We start from the raw sequence: 24,967 nt of genomic DNA on the forward strand, positions 1-24,967 counted from the left end.
ATGGTCACCGCTACAGCAGTGCAAAGACCTTCAACCGCTCAATCGAGTCCTGATGTGATTGCCGAGCTAAGGCAAGTCACAAAGTGTTTTGCGGCTCATCCGCCCTGTCTTAATGGCGTCAGCCTGCAACTGCGGCAGGGGGAATTCTATTTTTTAACGGGGGTCTCTGGCTCTGGGAAGTCCACCCTGCTCAAGTTATTGTCCGGTCAGACAACACCGGATCACGGCAGTGTACACCTTTTTGGACAAGTGGTCACCCCCGACAATGATAGGGCGATGGCACAACTGCGGCGACGGTTGGGGGTGATTTTTCAGGACTTTAAGTTACTGGGCGATCGCACCGTGGCAGACAATGTGGCCTTTACCCTCCTTGTGCGCGGCACCCCTAAACCAGAACTGCAGCAGCGGGTGCACACGGCTCTCAAACTGGTGGGGCTGACCGCCAAAGCCAGCGCCTACCCCGACGCTCTTTCCGGAGGCGAGCAACAGCGCGTCAGTATTGCCCGCGCAATTGTGGGCGGCCCCGACCTGCTGCTAGCGGATGAGCCAACAGGCAACTTAGACCCCCAGACCAGTCAACAGATCCTCTACTTACTCCATCGCCTGCACCAGCATGGCCTCACGGTGTTGTTCACCACCCACGATCGTGCGTTAACCCAATTGCTTCCCCATCCTATTTTGCGATTACACCATGGCCAACTTCAGCAGGTTGCCACACCCATGGCCAACCCTTGACTTCTTAATTCCAGAAATGCGGCGCAGCCTCTGGCGCGGCGGCTGGCTCAATGGGGCTGCGGTGATTGCAGTGGCGGTAACCCTCTTTATCTTTGGTTGGGGCTGGCAGATCTCCCATACCCTCGGTGCAGCGGTGGCTGCCCTTGGCAACCGCCTTGAAATTACGGCCTACGTTGCCCCTGACTTACCGGAGGCGGCCATCGCTCGTCTGAAGCAGGAGTTGGCTGCATTACCCGCCGTTGAACGCTTAACATGGATTGGGCGCGATCGCGCTTGGGCAGAGCTACAGGCAGATTTAGGCTTGACCACTCAGCAAGGAGATCTGCACCTGTTTGAGCAAAACCCCCTGAGTGACGAAGTCAAAATTCGCGCCAAGACCCTCGATCAGGTCGCTTCCTTGGCCACTCAAATTGCTCAGCAGCAGGGAATTGAATCGGTACAGTACCTTGAGCGGGCACTGAGCGGTCTGCAACGGCTGCAGCGAGTTATCCGTACGGCCACGATCGCCCTTGTGCTGTTATTGGGGGTCACTGTTGTGGCGCTGGTGAGCACCATTTTGCGGCTGATTATTTTAGTGCGGCAGCCAGACATTGAGATCATGATCCTGGTAGGGGCAACCCAGCGCTGGATTTATACCCCCTTCTTTGTGCAGGCAACAGGCTTGGGGGGAATCGGCGGAGCAGTGGCTTGGTTGGCTGGAGCCAGCAGTAGCCAGCACCTACAGCACTGGTTGAGCCGCCAGTTTAGCGGCGGCGCCATAGCGAACAGTGTAACGCTGGAATGGAGTTGGCTGCTGGGCGTGAGCCTTGTTCTTGCAGGGATTTGCTTGGGTGGGCTGAGCACGCTGCTAGCAATCAAAACCGCTCCCCGAGGCTAATCGGCTGTGTAACAATAAATGGGGCAATCACAATTTTGTCGGTTATGACGCAAGCTACCCCTCCGTTAGACGAAAAAACCATTGTCCAAAACTACTTCAACACCACCGGCTTTGATCGCTGGCGACGCATCTATGGCACCGATACGGTGAGCAAAGTGCAGGCGGATATTCGCCTTGGTCATCAGCAAACGATTGATACGGTTTTGGCGTGGCTCCAAGCCGAGGGACACCTCAAGGGCAAGCTGTTTTGTGATGCGGGTTGTGGGGTTGGCAGCCTGAGCATTCCCCTTGCCCAGTTGGGAGCACGGGTCTATGCCAGTGACATTTCTGAAAAAATGGTGGCTGAGGCTCGCGATCGCGCCGCCGCCCAGTTGAATGGTCACCATGAGCTAATTCTCAGCGTCAGCGACTTAGAGGCGTTACGGGGGCAGTATCACACCGTCATTTGCCTAGATGTGCTCATTCACTATCCCGATGCGCAAATGGCAGGGATGCTAGCGCACTTGAGTTCCTTAGCCACAGAGCGACTCATCCTCAGCTTCGCCCCTAAAACCCCCAAATACACACTGCTCAAAAAAATCGGTGAGTTTTTCCCGGGGTCTAGCAAGGCAACCCGTGCCTATCTCCACAGCGAAGAGGAGATTGTGCAGCGCCTCAGGGCACTCGGCTGGCGTATCGAGCGCAATACCATGACCAAAACCCGCTTTTACTTTTCGCGCCTCTTGGAGGCGGTACGGGCGTAACTCATGGTCAACGAGGTGGGGGTGTTCACCCTAGCTGAATTGCAAGCCTTGGCGCACCGGTGGGGTCAACACCTGCCCAGTGGCACCACGTTGCTGCTGGTGGGGGCACTGGGGGCAGGCAAAACCACGTTTGTTCAAGCCCTCGGGGCTGGGCTAGGCATCACAGACGTTATCCAAAGTCCCACCTTTACCCTGCTGCAGGAGTATCCCGAAGGACGCGTGCCCCTGTATCACTTTGATCTCTATCGCTTAAGTGCGGCGGATGTGTCAGAACTAGCACCGCAGCGGTACTGGTATGGCGAAGAGGTTGAGCTAGGGATTGTGGCAATTGAATGGCCCGATCGCCTACCACAGTGGCCTACCGATTATCTTAAACTTGAGCTTCAGCGGCAGGGCGATCGCACTCATCTGGCACTAACGGCTGTAGGGGCAGCGACAGTGCTGCTGCCCATGTGCTTAAATCGTTGAGGGCGCGATCGCGATAGGCAGCATAGCGCAGGGCTTTGGAGCGGACTTTCTCCGCCAAGGGCGGCAAAATACCAAAGTTCGGGGGCATCGGCTGAAACGTTTTGCTATCAGCGGTACTAATGTAGTGAAACAGTGCCCCGGCCATCGTGGTGGGGGGCAACACCAACGGCGGTAACCCTTGGGCAATTCGGGCCGCATTGGTGCCAGCCAACCATCCCCCCACTGCCGCCGCCGTATAGCCTTCTGTGCCCGTGAGTTGCCCTGCCCCCAAGAGAGTGGGGCGATCCCGAAACTGCAAACTGGCACTCAGAAGTTTCGGCGCATTCAGAAACGTGTTGCGGTGCATCACCCCCATGCGCACAAATTCCGCCTGCTCCAGCCCCGGAATCAGGCGAAACACCCGCTGCTGCTCACCCCAGCGCAAATTAGTCTGGAACCCCACCAAGTTCCACAGTTGGCCGTGGCGATCCTCCTGCCGCAGTTGCGCAACGGCATAGGGACGGCTACCTGTCCGAGGATCCTGTAAGCCGACGGGTTTAAGTGGCCCAAAGCGCAGCGTATCCACTCCCCGCCGCGCCAACTCCTCTACCGGTAAACAGGCTTCAAAAAACTGGGCACTATCGCGCTCAAAATCCTTGAGGGGAGCCTGCTCCGCCTGACACAGCGCCTGCCAAAATCGCTGGTACTCGTCTGCAGTAAAGGGGCAGTTCAGGTACGCTGCTTCGCCGCGATCGTAGCGAGAGGCGAGAAATGCAATCTCGCGATTAATCGACTCCCCCACCACAATGGGGCTAGCAGCGTCAAAGAAACTGAGATACTCTAACCCCGTCAACCGCTGCAAATCTGCACTCAGGGAAGGACTGGTCAACGGGCCTGTGGCCAGTACTGTAATGCCGCTTTCGGGGAGGCGCGAGACCTCACTGCGTCGGAGTTCCACCAACGGATGAGTCTCAAGGCAGCGGGTGAGTTCACGGCTAAACTCGGCTCGATCCACCGCTAGCGCTCCTCCTGCTGGCACCCGATGGCGATCCGCTGTAGCAATAATCAGGGAGCCAAGAGCGCGTAATTCGTGGTGTAATAACCCCGTGGCGCGATCGCTGGCCTTTGCACCAAAGGAGTTACTACACACCAACTCCCCTAGCTCTGCCGTATGGTGGGCAGGACTGGGAACGTGGGGGCGCATCTCGTAGAGGATCACCGGCAACCCTGCCCGGGCAATTTGCCATGCTGCCTCTGTCCCTGCCAAGCCACCGCCAATCACTACAATTGGTTCCATGCCTACCCTTCTGGCGGTGACTCAACCGCAACCCCTGCCCCCTCTGGCAGCAGGTTCTCCTCTGCTTGCGGCTTAAACACCAATCGCAGTAGCGGCGGCGCAAGGAAGGTCGTTAAAATCACCATCACAATAATGCCTGCTTCTAAGGATTTCGAGAGCACACCACTGGCAGAACCCACCGCTGCAAAAATTAACCCTACTTCCCCCGGGGAACCATACCAATCCCAATGGCCCAGCGATTGATCCCAGGCTGGCCAAACACGGTTGCCCCCGTTACCACCTTACCAAGGATAGCGACGACTACGAGAAATGAGGCAATAATCAAGCCAGCGCGATTTTCTGGCTCTAGGGGATTTAAGACACTAATATCCGTGCGCGCTCCCACACACACAAAGAACACCGGCACCAGCATATCGGCAATGGGTAAAATTTGCTCCTCCAGTTCCCGCCGTTTTTCCGTTTCTCCCAATACCAAGCCAGCGGTAAATGCCCCAAAATTGCCTCCAGTTGCAGAATTACCGCTACATACCCCAAGACAAAAGCAAAAATCAAGGAAGGAATCAGCAAGCTCCCGCGGGTGGTTAGCCGATCCACCATCCCCAAAAAGAATGGACTCAGCAGCCGCCCTAGCACCACCGACCCCACCAAAAACACCACAGAACTCAGGATCAGATAAATCACGTTGCTAACTTCCACGGTGCCGGTTTTGGCAAGACTGGCCACCACTGCCAGCACAATAATGCCAAGAATGTCATCCAGCACCGCTGCGCCAATAATGATTTGCCCTTCACGGGAGGTCAGCCGTTGAATCTCTGCTAAGACTTTTGCCGTGATACCAATACTGGTGGCGGTCAGTGCCGCACCCGCAAAAATGGCTGGCACTAGATCCACATGAAACAACGTGACAAGGCCAAGGGTACCCGCAGTAAAGGGGGCAACCACCCCCACAATGGCCACAACCGCTGCCTGAGGCCCCACCTTCAGCAAGCCCTGCAGATCCGATTCAAGGCCAATCTCAAACAGCAAAATCATTACGCCAATTTCTGACAGCACTGAGATCACTTCACTGGCGGTACTGGCTACTACCGAAGCCACCGTGCCATCCATCCCCGCTGTTTGCTGAATAAATGTGGTCAATACCGACGGTTCAGTGACGGCACCTTCGGAAAATACCAGTAGATGCAGCACCGAAATGCCAACGACAACCCCTCCCACCAGTTCCCCCAACACGGGTGGAAAGTTAATGCGGGCGCAAATTTCACCGCCCACTTTACTGGCAACGTAAATGACCACTAAGCTCAAGAGCACCGCCGCAAGGATCAAAGGACCAGCTTCTGCCAAATTCAGGGCTTCCGCAGCAACATCAGCAATTGAAGGCACAAAAGGTAGCGTAATGAAAGGCATAGGGGCAAATCGTTAAAAACTCTTTACCTAGTTAAGCACGGTGGTTGTTTGTGCTCAACTAGAAGGGACACTTATGGAACATATTGGTTAGGGCCGATGTTTTTTGCCTAGCCCCAAGCGGCTTCAACCGGTTTGTCTAGCAACTCACTCAAGGAGAATGGCAAACTAGCAGCGTACACCCTTTTGTAGGAATGCCCCCATGAATTTTAGTCCAGAGTCCTTAATGCCAACAGAGCCTCTTCGACAGAATCAACAGAGGATGGACAGCTATTTTGGTGATTTCTTTGGCTTGATGCGCAAAGCCTTGGTTGCGGGGGGGTCGGAACTGGGCTTAGGTATGACTCTCTTTTCCCTAGCAGTGAGCATTCGCGCCAGCCGCATTATTGAAATTGGCCGATTCAAGGGATTTTCCACCCTATGCCTTGCCAGTGCACTGCGATTTATTGATGTGGGGTGGCAGGAGCCGCAACAGCATAAGCAGCGACCGGATATTGACTATACGGACTGGGAAGCCCCCAAACAACGTCAGCTTTTTTCTATAGATCCCTTTCCAACCCAAGATGCAGAGGATTTGATTGCTGAGGCGAACCTAAAGCACTATGTTCAGTTCATTAATGCCCGTTCGGATGAAGTCACGATTGAGGGGTTAGTTGACCTGATTTTTATCGACGGTGATCATAGTTATGAGGGCTGCAAGGCCGATGTGTTCAACTATGTACCCTGGTATTTACGTCCGGGGGGATATTTTATCTTGCACGATTATTATGGCTGGTACGACGACCAAGGTCGCAATAATTCTCCTGTGAAACAAGTTATTGATGAGCTGATAGAGGAAGACTTGTTTGAACACCTACTTGTGGATACAGGTTACCAGTCATTTACGGTGTTCCGCAACCCAGCATGAACAGAGTGCTTTGACATCCTTCCCATGCCTAAAGGCAGGGGCTTTACGGCGTTCTTCGGTAAAATAAATACGTTCTTCGGTAAAATAAATATACTGAATGTTCGGGCTAATCAATGCAAGAGACTGCAATGAAGTATGGTGAGCGTGCTATTGAAGAAGGTCAACTGATTACCTTTCCCAACCCGCGCCCTGGTCGGCACTATACAATTGAGATTACGCTGCCCGAGTTTACCTGTAAATGTCCCTTTTCGGGCTATCCTGATTTTGCAACTCTTTACGTTAGCTATAGCCCCCATGAAAAGGTCGTGGAGCTAAAGGCGATTAAGCTCTATATCAACAGCTACCGCGATCGCTACATTTCCCACGAAGAAGCAGTGAACCAAGTTCTCGATGACTTAGTCGCAGCCTGTGACCCCCTGTACATGCAAATCAAGGGCGATTTTGCACCGCGGGGCAATGTGCATACCGTGATTACCGTGGAGCATCGCCGTAGTGCCTAGTTTGCTGCTAAAATAAGAGATTGTAAAATTGCGGACGTAATTCAGTGGTAGAATGTCAGCTTCCCAAGCTGAACGTCGTGGGTTCGAGTCCCATCGTCCGCTTCATACAACCAGTCTTGACGAACCTATGGTTCTTCCTGCTGCACAGTTAGTGTCTCAGCTCAACGCCAAAAAGAATGACTTTTTGCAATACGATAGCGAGTTGAGCCAAGTTTGGCGAGCCTATCAACAAGCCTTGAATCATGCCCAAGCCCTATCCCCTGCGCAGTTGTTGACCACGATTCCGCAAGAGATTGAGTGGTCTGGTGCCCGTCCTTTGGAGCCTTGGCCACAGGAGTGGCGAATTCCCCTCGGTATGTCATGGCCTCACCGCGACGCGGCTCGATCTTGGGCAAAGGAGCAACTGCAGGGGGTAACCACGATCGCCGTTGATGGATCGCAAATTTTACCCACCGAGGAGATTTCAACCCCTGTAGGGGTGGTTCAAGCGGGCTGGTTTATTAATCCCCATTGTCCTGATCAGCCCTATAGCAAAGACATCCATCTTGAGCTAATTACCCCTGCTGAGCTATGGCAGGCTCGGCAGCATTACAATCAAGATCAACCGCACCGCTTTAGCGAGCGTTTTATTCACTTAAAGCGATTTCAGTTAGAGTTGGCAACCCTGCGCCAGTTAATTGCCACGAGGAGTCTTCCTCGCCAGACCTTGGCTCTCTTTGATGGCTCTCTTGTGCTTACCTTTGCGGAATCCTACGATCATCAGTGGCAGCAGCAGTACGTCCAAGGGATTTGCGACACTCTCCAGCAGAGTGAGCAGCAGCAAGTACCTCTTGTTGCGTATATTGACTATTCTCAGGCGCGGGATTTAGTCACCCTGCTGTGCCATACCCACCACCTTAGGAGAACCAACCAAATCTTTGACTGCCACTTGCTGAATGACGTGCTGTCTCAATGGGGCGATCGCTCCCCATTTTTCGTGTGCGATCGCGGCGATGAGGATGGTTCTGCTGCCATCTTGGGTACTTACGGCACTTGGTCGCACCAAATCGGTTTTTGCTACCTGAAGGCTCACCAAGGATACCCCGTGCGCCTTGAGCTGCCGGTTTGGATCTATACAGCGGGACTGCTAAATAGTGTGATCCGCTGGTTGTGCGGCGAACTCATTAGTGGTCAGGGGTATCCCTACGCCCTAGAAGCCGCCGATCAGGTGGCCGTTCTCCAAAGGAGCGATCGCCAAGCCTTTCTCAAACAGCTTCAACAATGGGCAGAGCAAGTGGGGGTTGAACTGCGCTTTAGCCGCAAGTGGGTGAGCAAACAATCTCGCCGCTAGCTCCTAGCTTTGTGCCCGCCGCAAAAAGCTCATCGGATCAACCGCGCCGCCTCCTTGGGGATGAATTTCAAAATGAACGTGCGGACCGGTGCTGCGGCCAGTACTGCCCATTTCAGCAACCTGCTCGCCCTGCTGAACATACTGACCAACGCGCACCAAGTTGCGATGATTGTGGGCATAAAGAGTCAAGGTGCCATCACTATGGCGAATTTCGACTAGGTTCCCATACCCCCCAGAATTCCACTGGGAATAGGTCACAACCCCTGCGGCTGCGGCATAAATGGGAGTACCCACCGGCGCAGCAATGTCAATACCACGGTGCATCCGTCCCCAGCGAGGGCCAAAGCCAGATGTCAATACCCCACGGGCAGGCCAAATGAAGTTTGTTGTTAAGCTGGGCAAAAAGCGATCGGAGGCCGGTAAGGGGGGTAAATTAAGATTGCTAGGTAGCGGTGGTGTAACAATTGAGCGCGCCACTTGTACCGGCACAGGGGGAGCGATGGGTTGCACCGGTGCCACAGGAGCGACCGTTGTTGTTTGGGAACGATTAGCAATGGTTGGTTGTGGCCGCACTTCAGGGGTTGCGGGAACCGTTGTTGCCTGAACAGTCGCCAGAGAAGGGCCAATCCGCCGTTGGCGATCAACCGCCCGGCCAAAGGGAACCGGATTGGCTGTCACCCTCATTTGTGACGAGTTGGCGGCTTGTGAGGGCGCAAAGGCCACTCGTCCAGAGGAGGGTTCTACATCTGGTTGTGGGGGTATGGCTTCAGGCTCTACACCTGCTGTCGTCTGCTCCAGAGCCCCCCCCACAGACAAGGGCACATCAAGGGTCAGTGAGGCCACAACTGTAGTGGTTGCTCGGGTCACAAGGGTCGCAAGGCTATCGGTGTTTGCACGGCGATCCACAAGCCTAAAGGTCGGCTCTGAGGTGCCGCTGAGGCGTTCTAGAGGTGCGGCACTAGACAGGGTTAAGGGGTTCGAGGCAGGCGTGAGAGAGGAAAACCTAGCCTGTGGCAGAACTGCTTGCTGCCACGCCCCTTCGGTAATTCCCGCAAGCGGCTCGCTCTCCTGAGCGAAACCAATGCGCTCGGGTGACTGCCCAAAGGTAGAAAATTCATCGGCGTTTGTGCTAAAGGCAACAGATTTTGCGAAAAAGGAGGGCAACCCAAGCACTTCAGCGCGATCGCCGAGCAATGTGGAGGTATCAAGGGCCTGAGCAGGGCTGATAACGGCTGCTGTCCCAAGGGAGAGCAGTGGCAGATAGGAACAAACTGAGCACAGCGACCGACCAATCCTAACCGAGGGGGTAACGAGTGCATCCTGAAGTACAGCAGGGGTACGACTATCGTTGTTCAAGGTAAGCCTCCTCGCACACAAAATACTTGGTGATTCGACAAATCGGTTTGCTGAGAACACAACAATCCAACAGATTGCTACCTAGGTAGCTGACTGAGTCTATGCCTAAAACTGTCCCAAAGCAGTGAATATGCAAAGGATGTTTTTGCAAGACAATGAAACTTCTAGGTGACTTTACCGAATCCCTCAGCAAAAGACAAGCCTTGACGCAAGCCACTCCCACCCATGCACCACAGCGAATTATCTACAAAAGGGGATAAATGGGATATTTCTCTGGCAAATATTTAATTGAAAACCCTGAATTCACAACGGCTTCACGATAATTTATTTTTTGCAGATAAAATCAATGCCCCTCTTCAAAGTAATAAGGAAAATAAAGTTTGTGCAGGATCAGCTATAGTTATTTTTAATAATGTAAATCCTATAGCAATCATCCCATCGGGGGTAGTTGGCGCCAAAGTGTCCTAGTATAATTGTGCCAATCCATGGCAAAGTGGCACAATCTAATGATGGGTGATGTGGCTTCCATGAAGGGCTTGCACGCAGAAGGTGATCAACCGCAGCAGACGTGGGAGAATCAAAGACGCAAGTTGATTCGCAATTTTTGCCAATGGCTGCAATTACAATTACCTCCGATGATGCATGGCAGATTCAGCCCAACGGCCAACCCTTGCGGGGAACCATTCACGTACCGGGGGATAAATCTATCTCTCACCGGGCACTAATGCTAGGGGCGCTAGCAACAGGAACCACCTACATTCAAGGCCTATTAGTAGGGGACGATACCTGTAGCACGGCGGCATGTTTCCGGGAATTGGGGGCAACCATTTCTGATCTCAACTCAGACTTGGTAACAGTTGAGGGCATAGGAAGCGGTCGCCTGAAAGAACCTCTAGATGTTCTGAATGCTGGCAACTCTGGCACAACCATGCGGCTTTTGCTAGGCATACTGGCTGCGCAAACGGGTCGTTTCTTTACGCTGACAGGAGATGCATCCCTGCGATCGCGCCCGATGGGACGAGTCGTACAGCCCTTGACCCAAATGGGTGCCCAAATTTGGGGACGAGATGGGCATCGCCGCGCCCCGTTGGCCGTCCTAGGGCAGGCGCTGAAACCCATCACCTACACTAGCCCCATTGCGTCAGCACAGGTGAAATCAGCCATTTTGCTAGCGGCACTGCCGACTGAGGGAACAACGATTCTCCGAGAACCTTACCGTTCTCGCGATCATAGTGAGCGAATGCTGCAAGCCTTTGGTGCCCAGCTTACTGTAGAACCCGAAGAGGCCACCGTAGAACTCACAGGCCCTTGCCAGTTAAGCGGCCAAACCGTGATTGTCCCAGGGGATATCAGCTCGGCAGCGTTTTGGTTGGTGGCGGCTTCGATTACCCCTGGCTCAGAATTGCTGTTGACCAATGTGGGGGTGAACCCGACTCGCACCGGCATTTTAGACGCACTCTGGAACATGGGCGCTGATATTACCCTAGAAAACGAACGCATGGCGACAGGGGAACCCGTTGCCGACCTGCGGGTGCGCTCCACTCAGCTCCAAGGGACAACGATTTCTGGTGCTTTAATTCCGCGCTTAATTGACGAAATTCCAATTCTTGCTGTTGCTGCAGCCTTTGCTACAGGCACAACCCAGATTCGGGATGCTGCGGAACTGCGGGTCAAAGAGAGCGATCGCCTCGCGGCAATTGCAACTCAGTTGCAACATCTTGGTGCAACAGTTACAGAGATCAGCGATGGTCTTGACATTACTGGCGGCACGCCCCTCTACGGTAATGCCCTTGAGAGCTATGGGGATCACCGGATGGCCATGAGCCTTGCGATCGCCGCACTAAATGCAAAGGGGTCGAGTCGGATTCACCAAGCGAGTGCTGCTGCCGTGTCCTACCCAAATTTTGTAACAACGCTGCAACACATTGCTTGATACCCTAAAAATTAGGATAACTGGCTAAGAATTTTGCCGACAGCTAGACCCATGTGCTAGTATCAAATAAATTATCTTGGTCTTACAGCCCTACGGTATTCCTAGCGTTAAAAACTGTAATATTGCTGTGCTGTAAACTGCTTCCTTGCGTTAGTCATCAAGCTCAACATAAGACCAAGTTAGACCCAAAATGATATAGAATCAAAAAAACACGGTACTATAGCATCATCTGCGCTGATAAACCATCGTACTGTTGCAATCATTGCAGAAACAATCAGTATCCCTGTTGTTCTCGGTTTTTAACTTCAAAAAAGGCTGCGCTAATTCAACCATGGCAACAATTCAAGAATATATTCACGTTCAGGATCAATGGTCATTAGACGAGTTGGTGGAAATTGCCAACGAGCTACTGCCCCAGCACTTGCCTCAAGAAGACTCTAAGAACCGTGTTTTAGAGGAAGTCAATCCTCGTCTTGTGCGTCACTATACCTCCTGCAAGCTGATTGATCGCCCAGCCCGCATTGGTCGTGAAGGCCGCTACGGCTATCGCCACCTAGTGCAATTATTAGTAGTGCGCCGTCTTTTGATGGAAGGCTACACTGCGGGTGCCATTTACAAGCTGGTGTATCGCATGAGTACCCCTGAGCTACGGGCACTACTAGAGCAAGGGGTTCACCTGCAACTGAATCCACCCCGATCAATCCTGCCCTTGCCTTTTTGCAACAGGTTCAGGATCGCACTGAACATCGCTATCCTGAGCCAATACGCGCCAGTGCTGTCCGCCGCACTACCGAAGTCCCGCCGCCTAGTTCGCCCCGGCCGGAAACGTGGAACCGGGTGGAGGTGGTGCCGGGCTTTGAGGTGCATATCCGCGAGGACTTTGACTTTCCGCAGATCAACCGTGACCAAGAGGCACTGGTGAAACAGTTAGTGCAGCTACTGTCGTCCTACACGCAACGCTAGCCGCTACCGGCGATCGCCATCACCACAACCATGGAAGGGTGCCTCAACGATACTGACATCTATACCCTGTGCCAAACCCTTGCCTTGGCGCAACGCACAGGGGAACTGTACCTTGAGGATGAGCGCGGTCAAACGTGGCTGTTGTTTCTTAACCATGGGCACCTTGCCTATATCGCCGATCGCCATAGTCAGAGCTTAGAGCGGCTGCAAGACTTACTCTACGGTCAGGGGATTCCCTTACCTGCAACCGAAGATCTCATTGAAAGCGCCTCAGGTGCCAGTTGGGTGGAGTACGAATGCCTTTGGTGGTTAGTTCCCCACTGTCCCCTCGCGCAAATTCAGATGCTTTGGCGATCGCTCCTGCGTGAAAGTCTCTTCGATATTGTCAGTTTGAATCGCGGCTGGTTTAAGTTCTGTAGTGCGAGTCCCCTCACCCCCCAATGGCATAGCTTACCCTTAACAAGCTTGATCAACGATAGTCTCGGGCAACTGCGGGAATGGAAAAAACTCCACCCGTACCTGCGCTCCCTAGACCAGCCCTTGGAGATGACGAATGTCAAACCCAGCCTGCCAGAACCACGTCTGCGTCAGCTAGAGCCATTTATCCAAGAGCATTTAAGCGTGCGCCGCCTCAGTCGCCGCCTAGGGCGAGATGTCATTACCGTGGGTAAGCTCCTTTTGCCCTACCTACATCAAGGCTATCTGCAACTCAGTCCCCTTCCTACCAACAGCCAAAGTCGTCCGTTTCCGCCCTTGGCATGGCGGCGATCGCCACGGGTTGTGTGTGTTGACGATGCTGCCACGGTGCGTCAAGTGGTAGAGTCAACCCTACAGGAGGCGGGGTATGAAGCCACGGCGATCGCCCATCCCCTCACCGCCCTAAGCCTCATTTTTCAACTCAACCCCGATCTCATCTTTTGTGACATTGCCATGCCCGAGCTAGATGGCTACGAACTGTGTACCCTACTACGCCACACCCCACGCTTTCGCTACACCCCCATCATCATGCTCACCAGCTTTGTCGGCTTACCAGATCGGTTGCGGGCAAAAATTGCCGGAGCCACCGACTACCTCAGCAAACCCTTTACCACCAATGAACTACTGACCATCACCCAGCGCTATATTGGCGGAGCCTCACCCCTCAGGGATGTTGCAGACGAAACCCTCACAGACGTGCTAGAACAAAAAGCAGTTCTAGAATCCTCCCCGTAAGGGGCAGGTTACCGCTAGCGCCATTCAACAACCCTAGAGGCTCCGAGATACTGTCTTGCTCATTGCAGGATGTTGTCTTGAGGGTTTCCGTCCTCTATCGGGCGGGGTAGTTTACAACCGGCCACACCGTCAATGGAGATCGTTTCTTAGAATATAGACAATCCCTTTGCAGCAAACCTCATTAAACATCCATTAAACATCTATGAGTAAAGTCTTAGTTGTTGAAGATAGCCCCCCACAGCGGGAGATGATTAGCGAGCTACTAGCAAAGACAGGCTTCGAAGTCACAATTGCCAGCGATGGTGTCGAAGCAATTGAACAGCTCCAGAACTTCACCCCTGATCTTGTGGTTCTAGATATTGTCATGCCACGCATGAATGGCTATGAAGTCTGTCGCCAAATTAAGGCAGATCCGCGCACTCAAACGGTTCCCGTTGTCATTTGTAGTTCTAAAGGCGAAGAGTTTGATCGCTACTGGGGCATGAAACAAGGCGCTGATGCGTATATCACAAAACCCTTCGACCCCAAAGAACTGATTGGTACCATCAAACAACTATTACGAGGCTAGGCGCCATGTTTAGTAGTTCAGACCTGATGGCAGAGAGTATCTCCCTTGAAAGCGGCAACATGGATGCCCTGAAAACTCCAGAAGGGGACTTGCATATTCTCTTCACCATTGCTTCAGGAGATGCCTTAGCGTTGTCAGCCGTTGGCGTGCGGGAGGTGGTGGCCGTCAGCCCTGATCGCATCACACCAGTTCCCAACACATCGCCATTGCTGCTGGGCATTCTCAACCTCCGTGGACAGGTCATCTGGGTTGCCGACACTGGCCAATTCCTAGGAGACGAGACCCCCCTCAATACCGATCGTCCAGAGTTGTCCATCATTGCTATTGAAGAGGACGAACTCATGGTCGGCTTGGCCGTGCATCAGATCAAAGGCATGGAATGGCTCAACAGCGATCAGATCAAGCCCGCCACCAACCTGAGTGATAAAATGGCACCTTTTATTCGTGGGGAGTGGCTCCTAGACGGCGAGCAGCCACAGGTCTTAAAACTGCTTGACCCCCTCGCCATCCTGCGCAGTGCCCGCTGGGGCATTTAGACCCCCTAGTAAGGAGTCAGTTCAGGAAAATTAACACCTCAATATCACCTTTGCCGAGGTTTGGCGCATACTTTGTAAATATCTAGCATAACTTATTCCGCCAGTTTCCCCCTTACCGTCCATTTTGGGAGTACGCCCATGGCATCCAGCAGCACCCATCACACCCAAGAGTATCAAAAAGCCGTTGCCGCTTACGTCCAAGGTCACTACGACGAAGCCGCAAGGATTACCGACGATTTGGTGGGCACCCGACCGGACGACCCCAATTTGCGGCTGCTGCGGGGACATATTTACTGCTGCCAACAACAGTACAAAGAAGCCCATGCCCAGTACCAAGCAGTTCTTAGCCACACCAGTGATCCCGATCTAATTACCCTTGCCAACGAGAGTATTGCCAAAATTCAAGAGTTTATTACCGTTGAGCCTACCAATGGTGGCCATGACTGGAGCGAGGATTCCTCCGCGACAACCTTCCAAGGGGATCACACCATACTCCAAGGCGAGCACACAACTCTTCAGGGCGCAACCGCTGATGTCCCTGCTGATGAGAACATCCGCCTTGAAGAGATGAGCCTAGAGAGCTTTAATGATTTCGGCGCGGGGGATAGTAGTCCCTTCGATGATCTAGGTATTTCTGGCATTGAGAGCGAGTACCCAATGACGGCTGAAATGCCGTCCTTTAATCCCTTTGATGAAGATGCCACCCTCAACAGTACAGACGATCCCTTTGGGTTACCACCGCTAACAGAGCCCCAACCTAGTGCCACCCTCGATGACTTTGGCCTTGGGGAAAATATTCCGGAAATTCCCATAGGGGAGTCAGTTCAACCGATGGGAGCCGCAGCCGTTGACGACGATGACGTGACAATGCTGATGGGTAACTCCCCCTTTGGCAGCGATGCGCCTGCGGCAAACGAACCGGCTGCTGAAGCGAGTGATCCGTTATTTGATTTCGCTGCAACTGCGGATACTCCCCTGTTGAGCGACCCGTTCGCCCAGCCATCACCATCTCCTGACATCTCTGCACCCGCCGCAGCAGACGATGCCCTCTTCCCCAGTTTTGCCGAGGAATTGGCTGCTCCCGCACCCCTAGAAGAGGAAACCTCTGCCGCCGCCATTAGCGAGTTGTTGAGCAGTGAGCCTGAGGTTGATCTACTTCCAGAGCCTGCGGCTACCCCTCCCAGCAGTCCTAGTGACGAGGAGGATGACCTCTTTGGTGGCTTTATTGATTCTGGTTTGGCGGATATGGTGGCTGAGCCGCTTCCCACCACAGACTTTGATCCTGCCCTGTTTGACACTAGCGACGATCAAACCATTGCCATGGCGCAGTTGCCAACGGCTGAGTCTGCCGATCCCCTCTTTCGGGCAGAAGAAGGAGCCGCACTGGCTGAGTTAGAGGAGGATGAAACCATTGCTATGGCGAGTATGCCGCCCATCCCCTCCGAAGAAGGGGCGATGGGAGACGAAACCATTGCCATTTCCCAGCAGAGCAGCTTTGATCCCAACACCTTCACTGGCGTAGCGCCCACTGCGGACGACTCCTTAGAGGTCATTCCCGATTTTGACCTTGGGGATTTTGACCTTGACGACTTTGGTGCTGATAACGCTGCCACCCCCGAGTTAGGCTTTGACGATGAAATGACGATCGCCAACCCTAAACTCCAGATGCATTCTGCCGGCAGTAGCCCTGAGCCACAAACCGACTTGGGCACCGAAACCTTTGCTGTTTTACCCGAGGAATTTGACCTCAGCCAAGACAACTTAGCGGATTTGGCTGAGTTTAGCCTTGAGCCGAACCAGCCAGCCGCCCCCACCAGCCAAGGCAGCAGCCACGACAGTGCCCATGACCTTTCAACCTTTGCGCAGCAAACTGCACCTCCGCCCAGCCGTTCTGTGGCTACACCGCGATCCGTGCCAGCCGCAGCGGTCACCTCCCCTTCGCCTGCGACAACCGCTGGGGGATCCTTCACGCAGCAGAACCTCACCTCTGCGGTAGCTACAGGGGTATTATCAGCCTTGGCCGCAGGTGCCGTGGGATTAGGCTTTAGTGCCCCAGTTCCGGTTCCCGTCGTGGGAGGCACCGCCGCTGGCTTAACCGCAGGCTTAGCGGCCTACGCCTTAGGGCAGCGGAGTGTCAGTCGGGTCAAACGCTTCTGTACTGACCTGCAAGCCCAGTGTAATGCCGTGATTGCTGGGGACATGACTGCACAGGTTCCCGTCACTGGCCATGACGAGCTAGGGGTTTTGGCTCAGAGCTTCAACCAAATGACCGAGAGCATTCGGCAAATCACGTCAGATGCCCAGAAAAAGGCTGAAGAGAACGAACGTCAGCGGGATGATCTGCAACGGCAAGTGATTCGGCTCCTCGACGATGTGGAGGGTGCTGCCCGTGGCGACTTGACGGTACAAGCGGAGGTGACCGCCGATGTGTTGGGGGCGGTCGCAGACTCCTTTAACCTGACCATCCACAACCTGCGCACCATTGTGCAACAGGTGAAAGTGGCGGCGCAGCAGGTGAGTCGCGGTGCGGCAGAAAGCGAAACGTTTGCCCGTAGCCTCTCAGCAGATGCCCTGCGGCAAGCAGAGGAGTTGGCAGTGACCCTCAACTCTGTGCAGATGATGACCAACGCAATTCAGCGGGTTGCCGAAAGCGCCCAAGAAGCCAATGCCGTGGCTCGTAATGCCTCTGAAACGGCTCTGCGCGGCGGTGAAGCGGTGGAGCGTACCGTGGCGGGGATTTTGCAAATTCGGGAAACGGTGGCGGAAACAACTCGCAAGGTCAAACGCTTAGCCGAGTCTTCCCAAGAAATTGCCAAGATTGTTGGTGTGATTTCCTCCATTGCCAACCGGACAAACCTCTTGGCACTGAACGCTAGTATTGAGGCAGCGCGAGCGGGTGAATCGGGTCGTGGCTTTGCGGTGGTGGCCGATGAGGTGCGACAACTGGCAGATCGTGCCGCTAAGGCCTCGAAGGAGATCGAACAGATCGTGCTGCAAATTCAAAGTGAAACCGGCGCGGTGATGACCGCTATGGAAGAGGGAACGCAACAGGTGATTGAGGGGACGAAGCGGGCAGAGCAAGCCAAACACTCTCTTGAGGACATTATCCAAGTGTCGTCACAGATTGATGCGCTGGTGCGCTCGATTACTAATTCTACGGTTGAGCAAACGGAGTCTGCCCGCTCCATGGCTCAGGTGATGCAGTCAATTGAGTTGACCGCCCAAGCTACCTCCCAGGAAGCGCAGCGCGTGTCAGACTCATTACAGGGACTGGTGATCGTGGCTCGTAACCTGCAAACATCTGTGGAACGGTTCCGCGTTGAAAATACTGAAGACCAAGCCTAAGCAATCCGGGAGGGGCTATGCAAAGCGATCAACAAAAGCGCATTCTCGGCTATTTCATTGAAGAGGCTCAGGAACACCTGACCACCATTGAAGAAAGCTTGATGAATCTGCAACAGGTGGTAAACGATCCCGAAGCGATGAGTGAAATGTTTCGGGCTGCCCACTCTGTCAAGGGTGGTGCAGCAATGCTGGGGCTGCACAGTATTCAGCACACCGCCCACAAGCTAGAAGACTACTTCAAGGTACTGCGGGAGCATCCTATTACCGTAGATAGCACGCTGGAAAACCTGTTTTTGCAGGGAGTGGATGCGCTACGGGAACTTCTGGATGAACTCCAAGGCCCCTTTGGTTTGACTGAGGAAACGGCAACCGCAACCCTGTCAAGAGTTGAACCTGTTTTTAAGCAACTTCACGATCACCTGAATGCCTTAACTCAAGGTGGTGCTACCCCAGCAGAACCGGTGGCTACTGGCGTTGTAGAGACGCCGCCGCCCCCCCCTGTTGATCCTAGCTATACTTTTGTCTTTCAGACGGATGTGCCTGAACGCCTGCGGGCGATGCTGCAACTCTTTAAGCAGCCAGATTCACCGGCGGTTCGCCAGCAGTTGGTGGAGGCATGTTCCAATTTGGGTCAGTTAGGGGAAACCTTTGCGCTGCCGAAGTGGGTGGATCTGTTGGCGATCGCCCAACAGGTTGTTAGTAATGATAGCCAACCGCTCACTGTCCTTGCCCCAGTGGTGATCAAAGAGATTATGGCGGCGCGGGATCGGGTGCTGAGCGGCCAAGGTTGTGTCATTGCTGCTAGTCAGGCCTTGTTGGATCTTCAGCCCGCTCCTGTGCCTGCGGCAGAGCTAGAGCCGATTCAGGATCTCTCTGCGCCCTTAGAGCAGGCTGCTGTTGAGGAGGTTGCACCAGTGGCCGAGGCGATCGCCGTCGAGGAGGCTGATCTCATCACCGATGTGCCTGATGGGGTCACCGTATTTGGTGACGATAGCCAGACCGATCTCGAAGAACTGAGTGACATCTTTAGCCTAGCTGGGGATTTGGGGGAACAATGGGGCGATGATACCCTAGATGAGCAACTGGCGGGTCTAAAGAGTGATGAATTTATTGATGAAGACATTTCCGACTTCTTGACGGTGACTAGTGACTCCGCTGAGGCCAGTACTGAAGACCTGAGCATTGATCAACTCCTGACGGATATTGATAACTTCTTGGACGACAAACCGGCTGATACTATCACCGATGACATTGATGCCCTGCTGCTGGATGAGACTGCATCGGCGATCGCCGACTCCCCTAGCGAGGAACACGAGGAAGTCGATATCGCTTCCTTCTTAGAGGGGTTCAGTGACACCGCAGTGAGTTATCCAGCGGATGCTGCCATTGCCGATGCTCTGGCAGCGGATGAAGGGGTGCGTACCGAGGCGCCTCTCGCCGATCTCGAATTGCCAGAGAGTGAGCCCCTGTCTGCCGATACATTCTCTGATGTCGCTGCCTTTTTAGGAGATGTTCCGGGCCTGACGGATGCCCTCGATAACCTTGTGGTTGAAAATACGGCGGCAGATGTGTTGGCGGAATTTGTCGCCTCTCCCCCCTTGAGGATCTATGGTTAGAGGCTGAGACACCTGCTGCCCCAGAGATTCCAACAGATACCACTGCACCCGTAAATCCCCCTGAAGCCTTAATTCCAGATACGCCAGATACGTCAGAGCAGCCAGAGGCGGATACCAGTCACTCCCTAGATGCCCTTGAAGACTTAGAAAACTTAATTAACGAGAGCCTTCAGACCACACCGCATGAGGCAAGTGCTGTTGCTGATCCGGAACAGTTACTTGTTGATGAATCTGCTGCTACTGCTGCTGCCCCTGTGTTTGAGGATCTCGAACAGATGCTCGGTGCTCCTAGCGCTCCAGAGGTGGCGCCGAGTTCTGCCAGTCCAGCCACCGATAGTGACTTTGCAGAGTTAGAAGGTATTATCGGTACGCCGACCAAACCTACCGCCCCACGACGACGGGAAGCAGCCAAGGGGGCAGCCTTGTGGAGCAAACCATGCGAGTTCCCGTGCGCCATCTCGATAGCTTAAGTAACTTGGTTGGGGAGTTGGTGGTCAATCGTAACAGCCTCGAAGATAGCCAAGAGCGACTCCGGCAATTTTTAGATAACTTGCTCTATCAGGTGCAGCAGTTAGGGGATGTCAGCCAACAGATGCAGGACCTCTACGAGCGATCGCTCCTTGAAAGTTCTCTGTTGGGCATTACAACAGCGCGAGTGACGAATGGTCATGGCCAAAAGGATCGCGCCCACGCGACCGGGGTTGAGTTTGATGCCCTAGAAATGGATCGCTTTACTGGCTTCCACACCCTATCTCAAGAAGTCATTGAGCGGATTGTGCGGGTACGGGAGGCCGCAGACGATATCCAGTACGTTGTGGACGAAGTGGAGCAAGTGGCACGGCAGTTTCGCCAAGTGACCACCCAAGTCCAAGAAGGGCTAAGTCGCTCGCGAATGGTGCCCTTCCGTGAAATGTCTTCCCGCTTGCCCGCGGCCGTGCGGCGCGTCGCTAGCACCATTGGCAAACAGGTGGAACTGAAGGTGGAAGGCGAAGACACCCTCATTGATAAGGGGATTCTTGAAAAACTTTTTGACCCGATGACCCACCTTATTAACAATGCCATCTATCACGGCATTGAGCTGCCAGAGGTTCGCAAACAATTGGGTAAACCAGAAAAAGGACTGATTCGTGTCCGTGCCTTTTACCAAGGCAGTCAGGCCATTATTTCCGTTAGCGATGATGGCAGCGGCATTGATCCGGCTCGGGTTAAACAGAAAGCTATTGAGAAAGGGTTGCTCAACCCTGCGGATGCCCCCAATTTATCTCGGCAAGAGGTCTATGCCTTTTTATTCCGGTCAGGATTTAGTACCCAAGACCAAGCCGACTCCCTTGCGGGTCGAGGGGTCGGCATGGACGTGGTGCGCAAAAACCTAGAGGATATTCGCGGCACCATTAATACCGATTCAACGGTGGGCAAGGGCACGACCTTTACCATTCGCTTGCCCCTGACCCTAAGTATTACCAAGGCGCTCTGCTGCATTGACAACCACTGCCGCATTGCCTTTCCGATCGATGGGTCGAGGATATGCTGGATATTCCCCAGGAGCGCATCCACACCCTTGAGGAGGGCAAGCAGGTGTTGCCGTGGCACGATCGCCAACTTCCCCTGCGCAACCTGAGTGATTTACTCACCTACAGCCGAAACATTAGCCGCAGTAACGTCTATGGCGGCAGCAACCAAGATGATGGCATGGTCTCTGTGGTGGTGCTCCGCAGCGGTGATGATCTGGTGGCGATCAAAGTCGATCAGGTGATTGGGGAACAGGAAATTGTGATCAAGCAGTTGTCGGGGCCTGTGCCCAAACCCGTTGGCATTGCTGGGGTGACTGTACAGGGGGATGGCCGCGCGATGGCGATCGCCGACATTCTGGAAATTATTGACCTATCCTTAGAGCGCATGGATCGTGAATGGCGCAGTTCCTTTGGTCACGATCGCACCATTGGCGTGCTAGAGCCAACCGAAGTGGCCGCTGAACCCTTGGTGTTGATTATTGACGACTCCATTACGGTACGGGAACTGCTATCCATGACCTTTACCCGTGCGGGCTATCGGGTGGAGCAAGCTCGTGATGGCCAAGATGCGTGGGAAAAACTGCGCTCCGGTCTGCCCTGCGATCTGGTCTTCTGTGACATTGAGATGCCGCGGATGGACGGCCTAGAGCTGTTGTCGCGGATTCAAAAAGATCCCAAGCTTAGTCAACTGCCCATTGCCATGCTCACCTCCCGGGGGGCGGATCGTCACCGCAAGATGGCAGCGCAACTGGGAGCCAAGGGCTATTTCACCAAGCCCTACCTTGAAGAGCAGTTGCTGGATGCCGCAGCACGGTTACTGCAAGGTGAAGTTCTTGTGCAGGAGCCAACCCCAACCCCATGAGCGAGCGATCGCCAGCCCTAGCCGACTTCCTTGCCCAACTGCCGTTTTCCTTGGATGCCTTTCAGGAAGCGGCCATCGCTGCCCTAGAGGCGGGGCGATCGGTGGTGGTGTGTGCCCCCACAGGATCGGGTAAAACCCTCATTGGGGAGTACGCGATTCACCGTGCCCTGAGCCGACAGCAGCGGGTGTTTTACACCACCCCCTCAAAGCCCTCTCTAACCAAAAGTTACGGGACTTTCAGCAGCAGTTTGGCAGCGAGCAGGTGGGGTTGCTCACGGGCGATGTCTCCATTAATCGCGATGCGCCTATTTTGGTGATGACCACGGAAATTTTCCGCAACATGCTCTACGGCACCTCCATTGGTGAAGTAGGTACTTCCCTTGCGGGGGTAGAAGTGGTCGTGCTGGATGAGTGCCACTACATGAACGATCGCCAGCGGGGCACCGTTTGGGAGGAATCCATCATTTACTGCCCGCCAGAAATTCAACTCGTCGCCCTCTCCGCCACCATTGCCAACGGTGCCCAACTCACTGACTGGATTAAAACAGTGCATGGCGAGGCGGAGCTGATCTACTCTGACTGGCGACCGATTCCGCTGCACTTTTACTTTTGCAATGGCAAGGGGTTGGTACCGCTTCTCGATGGTCAGCGCAAGCGCCTGAACCCCAAGCTGCACGGTCACAGCGAGACGCGGCGGCGCGGGGGCAAGCGAGAGTTCCTGAGTATCCGCTATGTCGTCAGCCAACTGCAACAGCGCGACATGCTGCCAGCCATTTACTTTATTTTCAGTCGCCGGGGCTGCGATCAAGCCGTGCAAGACGTCCAAGGGATGAATTTGCTCACCGAGTCAGAAAAGGCAACCTTGGCAGCACGAGTCGATCAGTTTTTGGCGCAGCACCAAGAAATTGTAACCCCTGAAATCATTGCACCGCTGTACCAAGGTATTGCCGCACACCATGCAGGCGTACTGCCCGTAGTGAAAACCTTTGTGGAAACCCTCTTTCAGGAGGGACTGATTAAATTGGTCTTTGCCACAGAAACCCTAGCGGCGGGGATCAACATGCCAGCACGCACCACCATCATTTCCACCCTATCGAAGCGGACCGACAGTGGCCATCGCCTCCTGACGGCCTCGGAATTTTTGCAGATGGCTGGACGAGCCGGACGGCGTGGGATGGATACCATTGGCCACGTGGTGACCTTGCAAACCCCCTTTGAAGGGGCCAACGAAGCCGCATTTTTGGCCACTGCCGCCCCGGATCCACTGATTAGCCAGTTTACCCTAGCTATGGGATGGTCTTGAACCTACTCCAGCGCCATACCCTTGCAGAAGCCAAAGAACTGGTGGAGCGCAGTTTTGGCCAGTACCTAGCGACGTTGCACCTCACGCCGCAGCGGCAGGCGATCGCCACCCTAGAGGCCGAACTAAAGACCATTCAGCAGCGACTTGTAACCATCGATCGCAGCCAACTGGCCACCTATCAAAAACTACGGGAGCGGCTCCACCAAGACCAGCGCCTCCTAAAAATTTTTCAGCAGCAGGCAGAGCAGGAACGCAGCTACGAACTGCTGCCCCTGCTGATGGCCGTTCCCTTAGGAACTTGGGTGCACCTCAAACCCACCGTAGCGGAGCAGCCCCCCCTACCCGCCGTGCTATGCCATCAAGTGGCGGGGTCTGGTCAGTTGCCGCACTGGGTATGCCTTGCCGCCGATGGTCGCTTTTATGTGGTTGCCGTTGAGCATATTTTAGGGATCTACCCGATCGCCCCCCCTTGTCCACCCTGCCGCCATTGCCAGAAACCTTAACGCTGCGCCTCGGCCATAGCTGCCCAGCCCCTAACACCGAACAGTGGCTAACGACTGTTCCCGAGTTGCCCCCCGTGCTGCCTGCACCCCAGGTGGCTGCCCAAGCGGCCAAAATCGCAGATTTACAGGCCAAACTGCATCAACTGCAAGCCAGTTTTCCCCAGAATGTAAACAGCCTGTTACGTCTGGTGCGTCGCGAAGAACGCCTCCTGACAGAACTGAGCGATCGCCAGCAAAAACTCAATTTGCAAGCCCAACGCCATTGGGATCAGTTCCTCGCCCTAGTGGGCGCCTTGCAAGACTTTGGCGGTCTCAACGAATTAACCCCCACCCCCCTCGGCGAAATGGCTGCTGCCCTACGGGGGGAAAACGAACTCTGGCTAGCTCTTGCCTTAGCCTCCGGTGAACTGGAGGATTTGCCCCCCCATCTTCTTGCGGCAGCCGTAGCCGCCCTAGTCACAGAAACACCGCGTTCTGATAGTTGGTGTAATTATCCCATCGCTAGCGAGGTGGAGGAGCGCTTAGCCGCCCTTAGCCCCATACGACGGCGGCTGTTTCAAATTCAGCGGCGGCGACACATTATCTTCCCCCTCTGGTACGAGTGGGACTTAATTGGCTTGGTGGAACACTGGGCACTGGGAACACCCTGGAACGAACTCTGTGCCCAAACCAACCTTGACGCAGGCGATATTGTCCGCCTACTGCGGCGAACCTTAGATTTTCTCTCCCAGATTCCCCACGCCCCCCACACTAGCCCACAGCTTCGCCAAAGCGCCCAACAGGCTCGTTACCTGCTGGATCGCTTCCCCGTGAATGATCTGCTAGAAGGCGTTGAATTAGAGGCTGCCACCCTGACCTGAATCCCGCCTCATTCCTAAAGGGCAGGCCTAGAAATCCTGAAGAGACGCTGGCTTGCTTGGCTGACGAGGGGCGAGATCGGTGTAAGTGCTTATAGGAGTGATGTGGGCGGGCTAAAACCCCTCCGCTTTAGCGAGGGGATACAGCCAACTCAGGGGGCTTTA

At 54.3% G+C, this 24,967-nt stretch carries 18 protein-coding genes, 1 tRNA gene and 5 pseudogenes; 21 read left to right on the top strand and 3 right to left on the bottom strand.

The window, feature by feature from the left end:
- The 4 genes from ftsE to tsaE are packed head-to-tail and all read left to right on the top strand — an operon-like array spanning nt 1 to nt 2,823.
- Nucleotides 1–735: a cell division ATP-binding protein FtsE gene (ftsE, locus tag BRW62_RS11235; RefSeq protein ID WP_227517388.1), complete on the top strand. Its 735-nt coding sequence runs from the start codon at nt 1–3 to the stop codon at nt 733–735.
- Entirely contained in the window at nt 692–1,612 is a 921-nt protein-coding gene (locus BRW62_RS11240; RefSeq protein WP_099799499.1) for a cell division protein FtsX, read from the top strand. The genes ftsE and BRW62_RS11240 overlap by 44 nt, the downstream gene beginning before the upstream one ends.
- Before the next feature lie 44 nt (nt 1,613–1,656).
- The gene (gene bchM, locus BRW62_RS11245) at nt 1,657–2,355 is read left to right on the top strand and encodes a magnesium protoporphyrin IX methyltransferase (RefSeq protein WP_099799500.1); all 699 of its coding nucleotides are present in this window, start codon (nt 1,657–1,659) and stop codon (nt 2,353–2,355) included.
- A 3-nt stretch (nt 2,356–2,358) separates the two neighbouring features.
- On the top strand, nt 2,359–2,823 hold the full coding sequence (tsaE, locus tag BRW62_RS11250) for a tRNA (adenosine(37)-N6)-threonylcarbamoyltransferase complex ATPase subunit type 1 TsaE (RefSeq protein ID WP_099799501.1): 465 nt from the start codon (nt 2,359–2,361) through the stop codon (nt 2,821–2,823).
- On the opposite strand, the gene trmFO is transcribed toward tsaE, so the two are convergent.
- Nucleotides 2,726–4,099 (bottom strand): FADH(2)-oxidizing methylenetetrahydrofolate--tRNA-(uracil(54)-C(5))-methyltransferase TrmFO, encoded by a 1,374-nt coding sequence (gene trmFO / locus BRW62_RS11255; RefSeq protein ID WP_099799502.1) that lies wholly within the window; start codon nt 4,097–4,099, stop codon nt 2,726–2,728. The genes tsaE and trmFO overlap by 98 nt on opposite strands.
- 2 nt (nt 4,100–4,101) lie before the next feature.
- Nucleotides 4,102–5,503, bottom strand: a pseudogene (locus tag BRW62_RS11260) (cation:proton antiporter).
- Between the two features lie 199 nt (nt 5,504–5,702).
- Between BRW62_RS11260 and BRW62_RS11265 the strand changes: the two are divergent.
- From BRW62_RS11265 to BRW62_RS11280, 4 genes are all read left to right on the top strand, one after another.
- Nucleotides 5,703–6,407 carry an O-methyltransferase gene (locus BRW62_RS11265; RefSeq protein ID WP_099799503.1) on the top strand — a complete coding sequence of 235 codons (705 nt, stop codon included), beginning with the start codon at nt 5,703–5,705 and terminating at the stop codon, nt 6,405–6,407.
- Between the two features lie 113 nt (nt 6,408–6,520).
- Nucleotides 6,521–6,907 (top strand): preQ(1) synthase, encoded by a 387-nt coding sequence (queF, locus tag BRW62_RS11270; RefSeq protein ID WP_099799504.1) that lies wholly within the window; start codon nt 6,521–6,523, stop codon nt 6,905–6,907.
- Nucleotides 6,908–6,937: 30 nt separating this feature from the next.
- Nucleotides 6,938–7,009 (top strand) — tRNA-Gly (locus BRW62_RS11275).
- Between the two features lie 25 nt (nt 7,010–7,034).
- Nucleotides 7,035–8,237 (top strand): DNA double-strand break repair nuclease NurA, encoded by a 1,203-nt coding sequence (locus tag BRW62_RS11280; protein WP_099799505.1) that lies wholly within the window; start codon nt 7,035–7,037, stop codon nt 8,235–8,237.
- A gap of 3 nt (nt 8,238–8,240) precedes the next feature.
- Here BRW62_RS11280 and BRW62_RS15365 read toward each other — a convergent pair.
- Nucleotides 8,241–8,669 (bottom strand): annotated as a pseudogene (locus BRW62_RS15365) (M23 family metallopeptidase); the annotation flags it as partial.
- 1,534 nt (nt 8,670–10,203) lie between these two features.
- On the opposite strand from BRW62_RS15365, the gene aroA reads away from it, so the two are divergent.
- The 13 genes and pseudogenes from aroA (at nt 10,204) to BRW62_RS14170 (ending at nt 24,805) form a co-directional block, all read left to right on the top strand.
- Nucleotides 10,204–11,526 carry a 3-phosphoshikimate 1-carboxyvinyltransferase gene (gene aroA, locus BRW62_RS11290; RefSeq protein WP_099799506.1) on the top strand — a complete coding sequence of 441 codons (1,323 nt, stop codon included), beginning with the start codon at nt 10,204–10,206 and terminating at the stop codon, nt 11,524–11,526.
- Nucleotides 11,527–11,857: 331 nt separating this feature from the next.
- Nucleotides 11,858–12,091 (top strand): annotated as a pseudogene (locus BRW62_RS15370) (MerR family transcriptional regulator); the annotation flags it as partial.
- Nucleotides 12,092–12,243: 152 nt separating this feature from the next.
- Complete coding sequence (locus BRW62_RS14145) at nt 12,244–12,489, top strand: hypothetical protein (RefSeq protein ID WP_227517391.1); 246 nt, start codon at nt 12,244–12,246, stop codon at nt 12,487–12,489.
- Between the two features lie 30 nt (nt 12,490–12,519).
- A complete protein-coding gene (locus BRW62_RS11300) occupies nt 12,520–13,701 on the top strand; it encodes a response regulator (protein WP_099799507.1) in 1,182 nt (393 codons plus the stop codon).
- 202 nt (nt 13,702–13,903) lie between these two features.
- Nucleotides 13,904–14,269 carry a response regulator transcription factor gene (locus BRW62_RS11305; RefSeq protein ID WP_099799508.1) on the top strand — a complete coding sequence of 122 codons (366 nt, stop codon included), beginning with the start codon at nt 13,904–13,906 and terminating at the stop codon, nt 14,267–14,269.
- Between the two features lie 5 nt (nt 14,270–14,274).
- Nucleotides 14,275–14,805, top strand: coding sequence for a chemotaxis protein CheW (locus BRW62_RS11310; RefSeq protein ID WP_099799509.1), 531 nt, complete (start codon nt 14,275–14,277; stop codon nt 14,803–14,805).
- A gap of 138 nt (nt 14,806–14,943) precedes the next feature.
- Nucleotides 14,944–18,150, top strand: a complete 3,207-nt coding sequence (locus BRW62_RS11315) for a methyl-accepting chemotaxis protein (RefSeq protein ID WP_099799510.1) — start codon at nt 14,944–14,946, stop codon at nt 18,148–18,150.
- Nucleotides 18,151–18,167: 17 nt separating this feature from the next.
- Entirely contained in the window at nt 18,168–19,766 is a 1,599-nt protein-coding gene (locus tag BRW62_RS11320) for an Hpt domain-containing protein (protein ID WP_099799511.1), read from the top strand.
- A 442-nt stretch (nt 19,767–20,208) separates the two neighbouring features.
- Nucleotides 20,209–22,118 (top strand): annotated as a pseudogene (locus BRW62_RS15465) (hybrid sensor histidine kinase/response regulator); the annotation flags it as partial.
- Nucleotides 22,119–22,135: 17 nt separating this feature from the next.
- Nucleotides 22,136–22,596 (top strand): annotated as a pseudogene (locus BRW62_RS14905) (DEAD/DEAH box helicase); the annotation flags it as partial.
- A gap of 372 nt (nt 22,597–22,968) precedes the next feature.
- A complete protein-coding gene (locus BRW62_RS14910) occupies nt 22,969–23,442 on the top strand; it encodes a helicase-related protein (RefSeq protein ID WP_338064283.1) in 474 nt (157 codons plus the stop codon).
- Nucleotides 23,439–23,945 carry a hypothetical protein gene (locus BRW62_RS14165; RefSeq protein ID WP_227517394.1) on the top strand — a complete coding sequence of 169 codons (507 nt, stop codon included), beginning with the start codon at nt 23,439–23,441 and terminating at the stop codon, nt 23,943–23,945. The genes BRW62_RS14910 and BRW62_RS14165 overlap by 4 nt, the downstream gene beginning before the upstream one ends.
- Nucleotides 23,912–24,805, top strand: coding sequence for a hypothetical protein (locus BRW62_RS14170; RefSeq protein ID WP_227517395.1), 894 nt, complete (start codon nt 23,912–23,914; stop codon nt 24,803–24,805). The genes BRW62_RS14165 and BRW62_RS14170 overlap by 34 nt, the downstream gene beginning before the upstream one ends.
- Nucleotides 24,806–24,967: the final 162 nt, after the last annotated feature.

The sequence above is a fragment of the Thermostichus lividus PCC 6715 genome, from assembly GCF_002754935.1.
GTDB lineage: Bacteria > Cyanobacteriota > Cyanobacteriia > Thermosynechococcales > Thermosynechococcaceae > Thermosynechococcus > Thermosynechococcus lividus.

Bases quoted from the DNA above. Each gene is read 5' to 3' on its own strand.
- tsaE (WP_099799501.1), top strand. From the start codon at position 2,359: ATGGTCAACGAGGTGGGGGTGTTCACCCTAGCTGAATTGCAAGCCTTG.
- BRW62_RS11280 (WP_099799505.1), top strand. From the start codon at position 7,035: ATGGTTCTTCCTGCTGCACAGTTAGTGTCTCAGCTCAACGCCAAAAAG.
- BRW62_RS11305 (WP_099799508.1), top strand. From the start codon at position 13,904: ATGAGTAAAGTCTTAGTTGTTGAAGATAGCCCCCCACAGCGGGAGATG.
- ftsE (WP_227517388.1), top strand. From the start codon at position 1: ATGGTCACCGCTACAGCAGTGCAAAGACCTTCAACCGCTCAATCGAGT.
- BRW62_RS11265 (WP_099799503.1), top strand. From the start codon at position 5,703: ATGAATTTTAGTCCAGAGTCCTTAATGCCAACAGAGCCTCTTCGACAG.
- bchM (WP_099799500.1), top strand. From the start codon at position 1,657: ATGACGCAAGCTACCCCTCCGTTAGACGAAAAAACCATTGTCCAAAAC.
- aroA (WP_099799506.1), top strand. From the start codon at position 10,204: ATGGCTGCAATTACAATTACCTCCGATGATGCATGGCAGATTCAGCCC.
- BRW62_RS14910 (WP_338064283.1), top strand. From the start codon at position 22,969: ATGAATTTGCTCACCGAGTCAGAAAAGGCAACCTTGGCAGCACGAGTC.
- trmFO (WP_099799502.1), bottom strand. From the start codon at position 4,099: ATGGAACCAATTGTAGTGATTGGCGGTGGCTTGGCAGGGACAGAGGCA.
- BRW62_RS11240 (WP_099799499.1), top strand. From the start codon at position 692: ATGGCCAACTTCAGCAGGTTGCCACACCCATGGCCAACCCTTGACTTC.
- BRW62_RS11300 (WP_099799507.1), top strand. From the start codon at position 12,520: ATGGAAGGGTGCCTCAACGATACTGACATCTATACCCTGTGCCAAACC.
- BRW62_RS11310 (WP_099799509.1), top strand. From the start codon at position 14,275: ATGTTTAGTAGTTCAGACCTGATGGCAGAGAGTATCTCCCTTGAAAGC.
- BRW62_RS11320 (WP_099799511.1), top strand. From the start codon at position 18,168: ATGCAAAGCGATCAACAAAAGCGCATTCTCGGCTATTTCATTGAAGAG.
- BRW62_RS11315 (WP_099799510.1), top strand. From the start codon at position 14,944: ATGGCATCCAGCAGCACCCATCACACCCAAGAGTATCAAAAAGCCGTT.
- queF (WP_099799504.1), top strand. From the start codon at position 6,521: ATGCAAGAGACTGCAATGAAGTATGGTGAGCGTGCTATTGAAGAAGGT.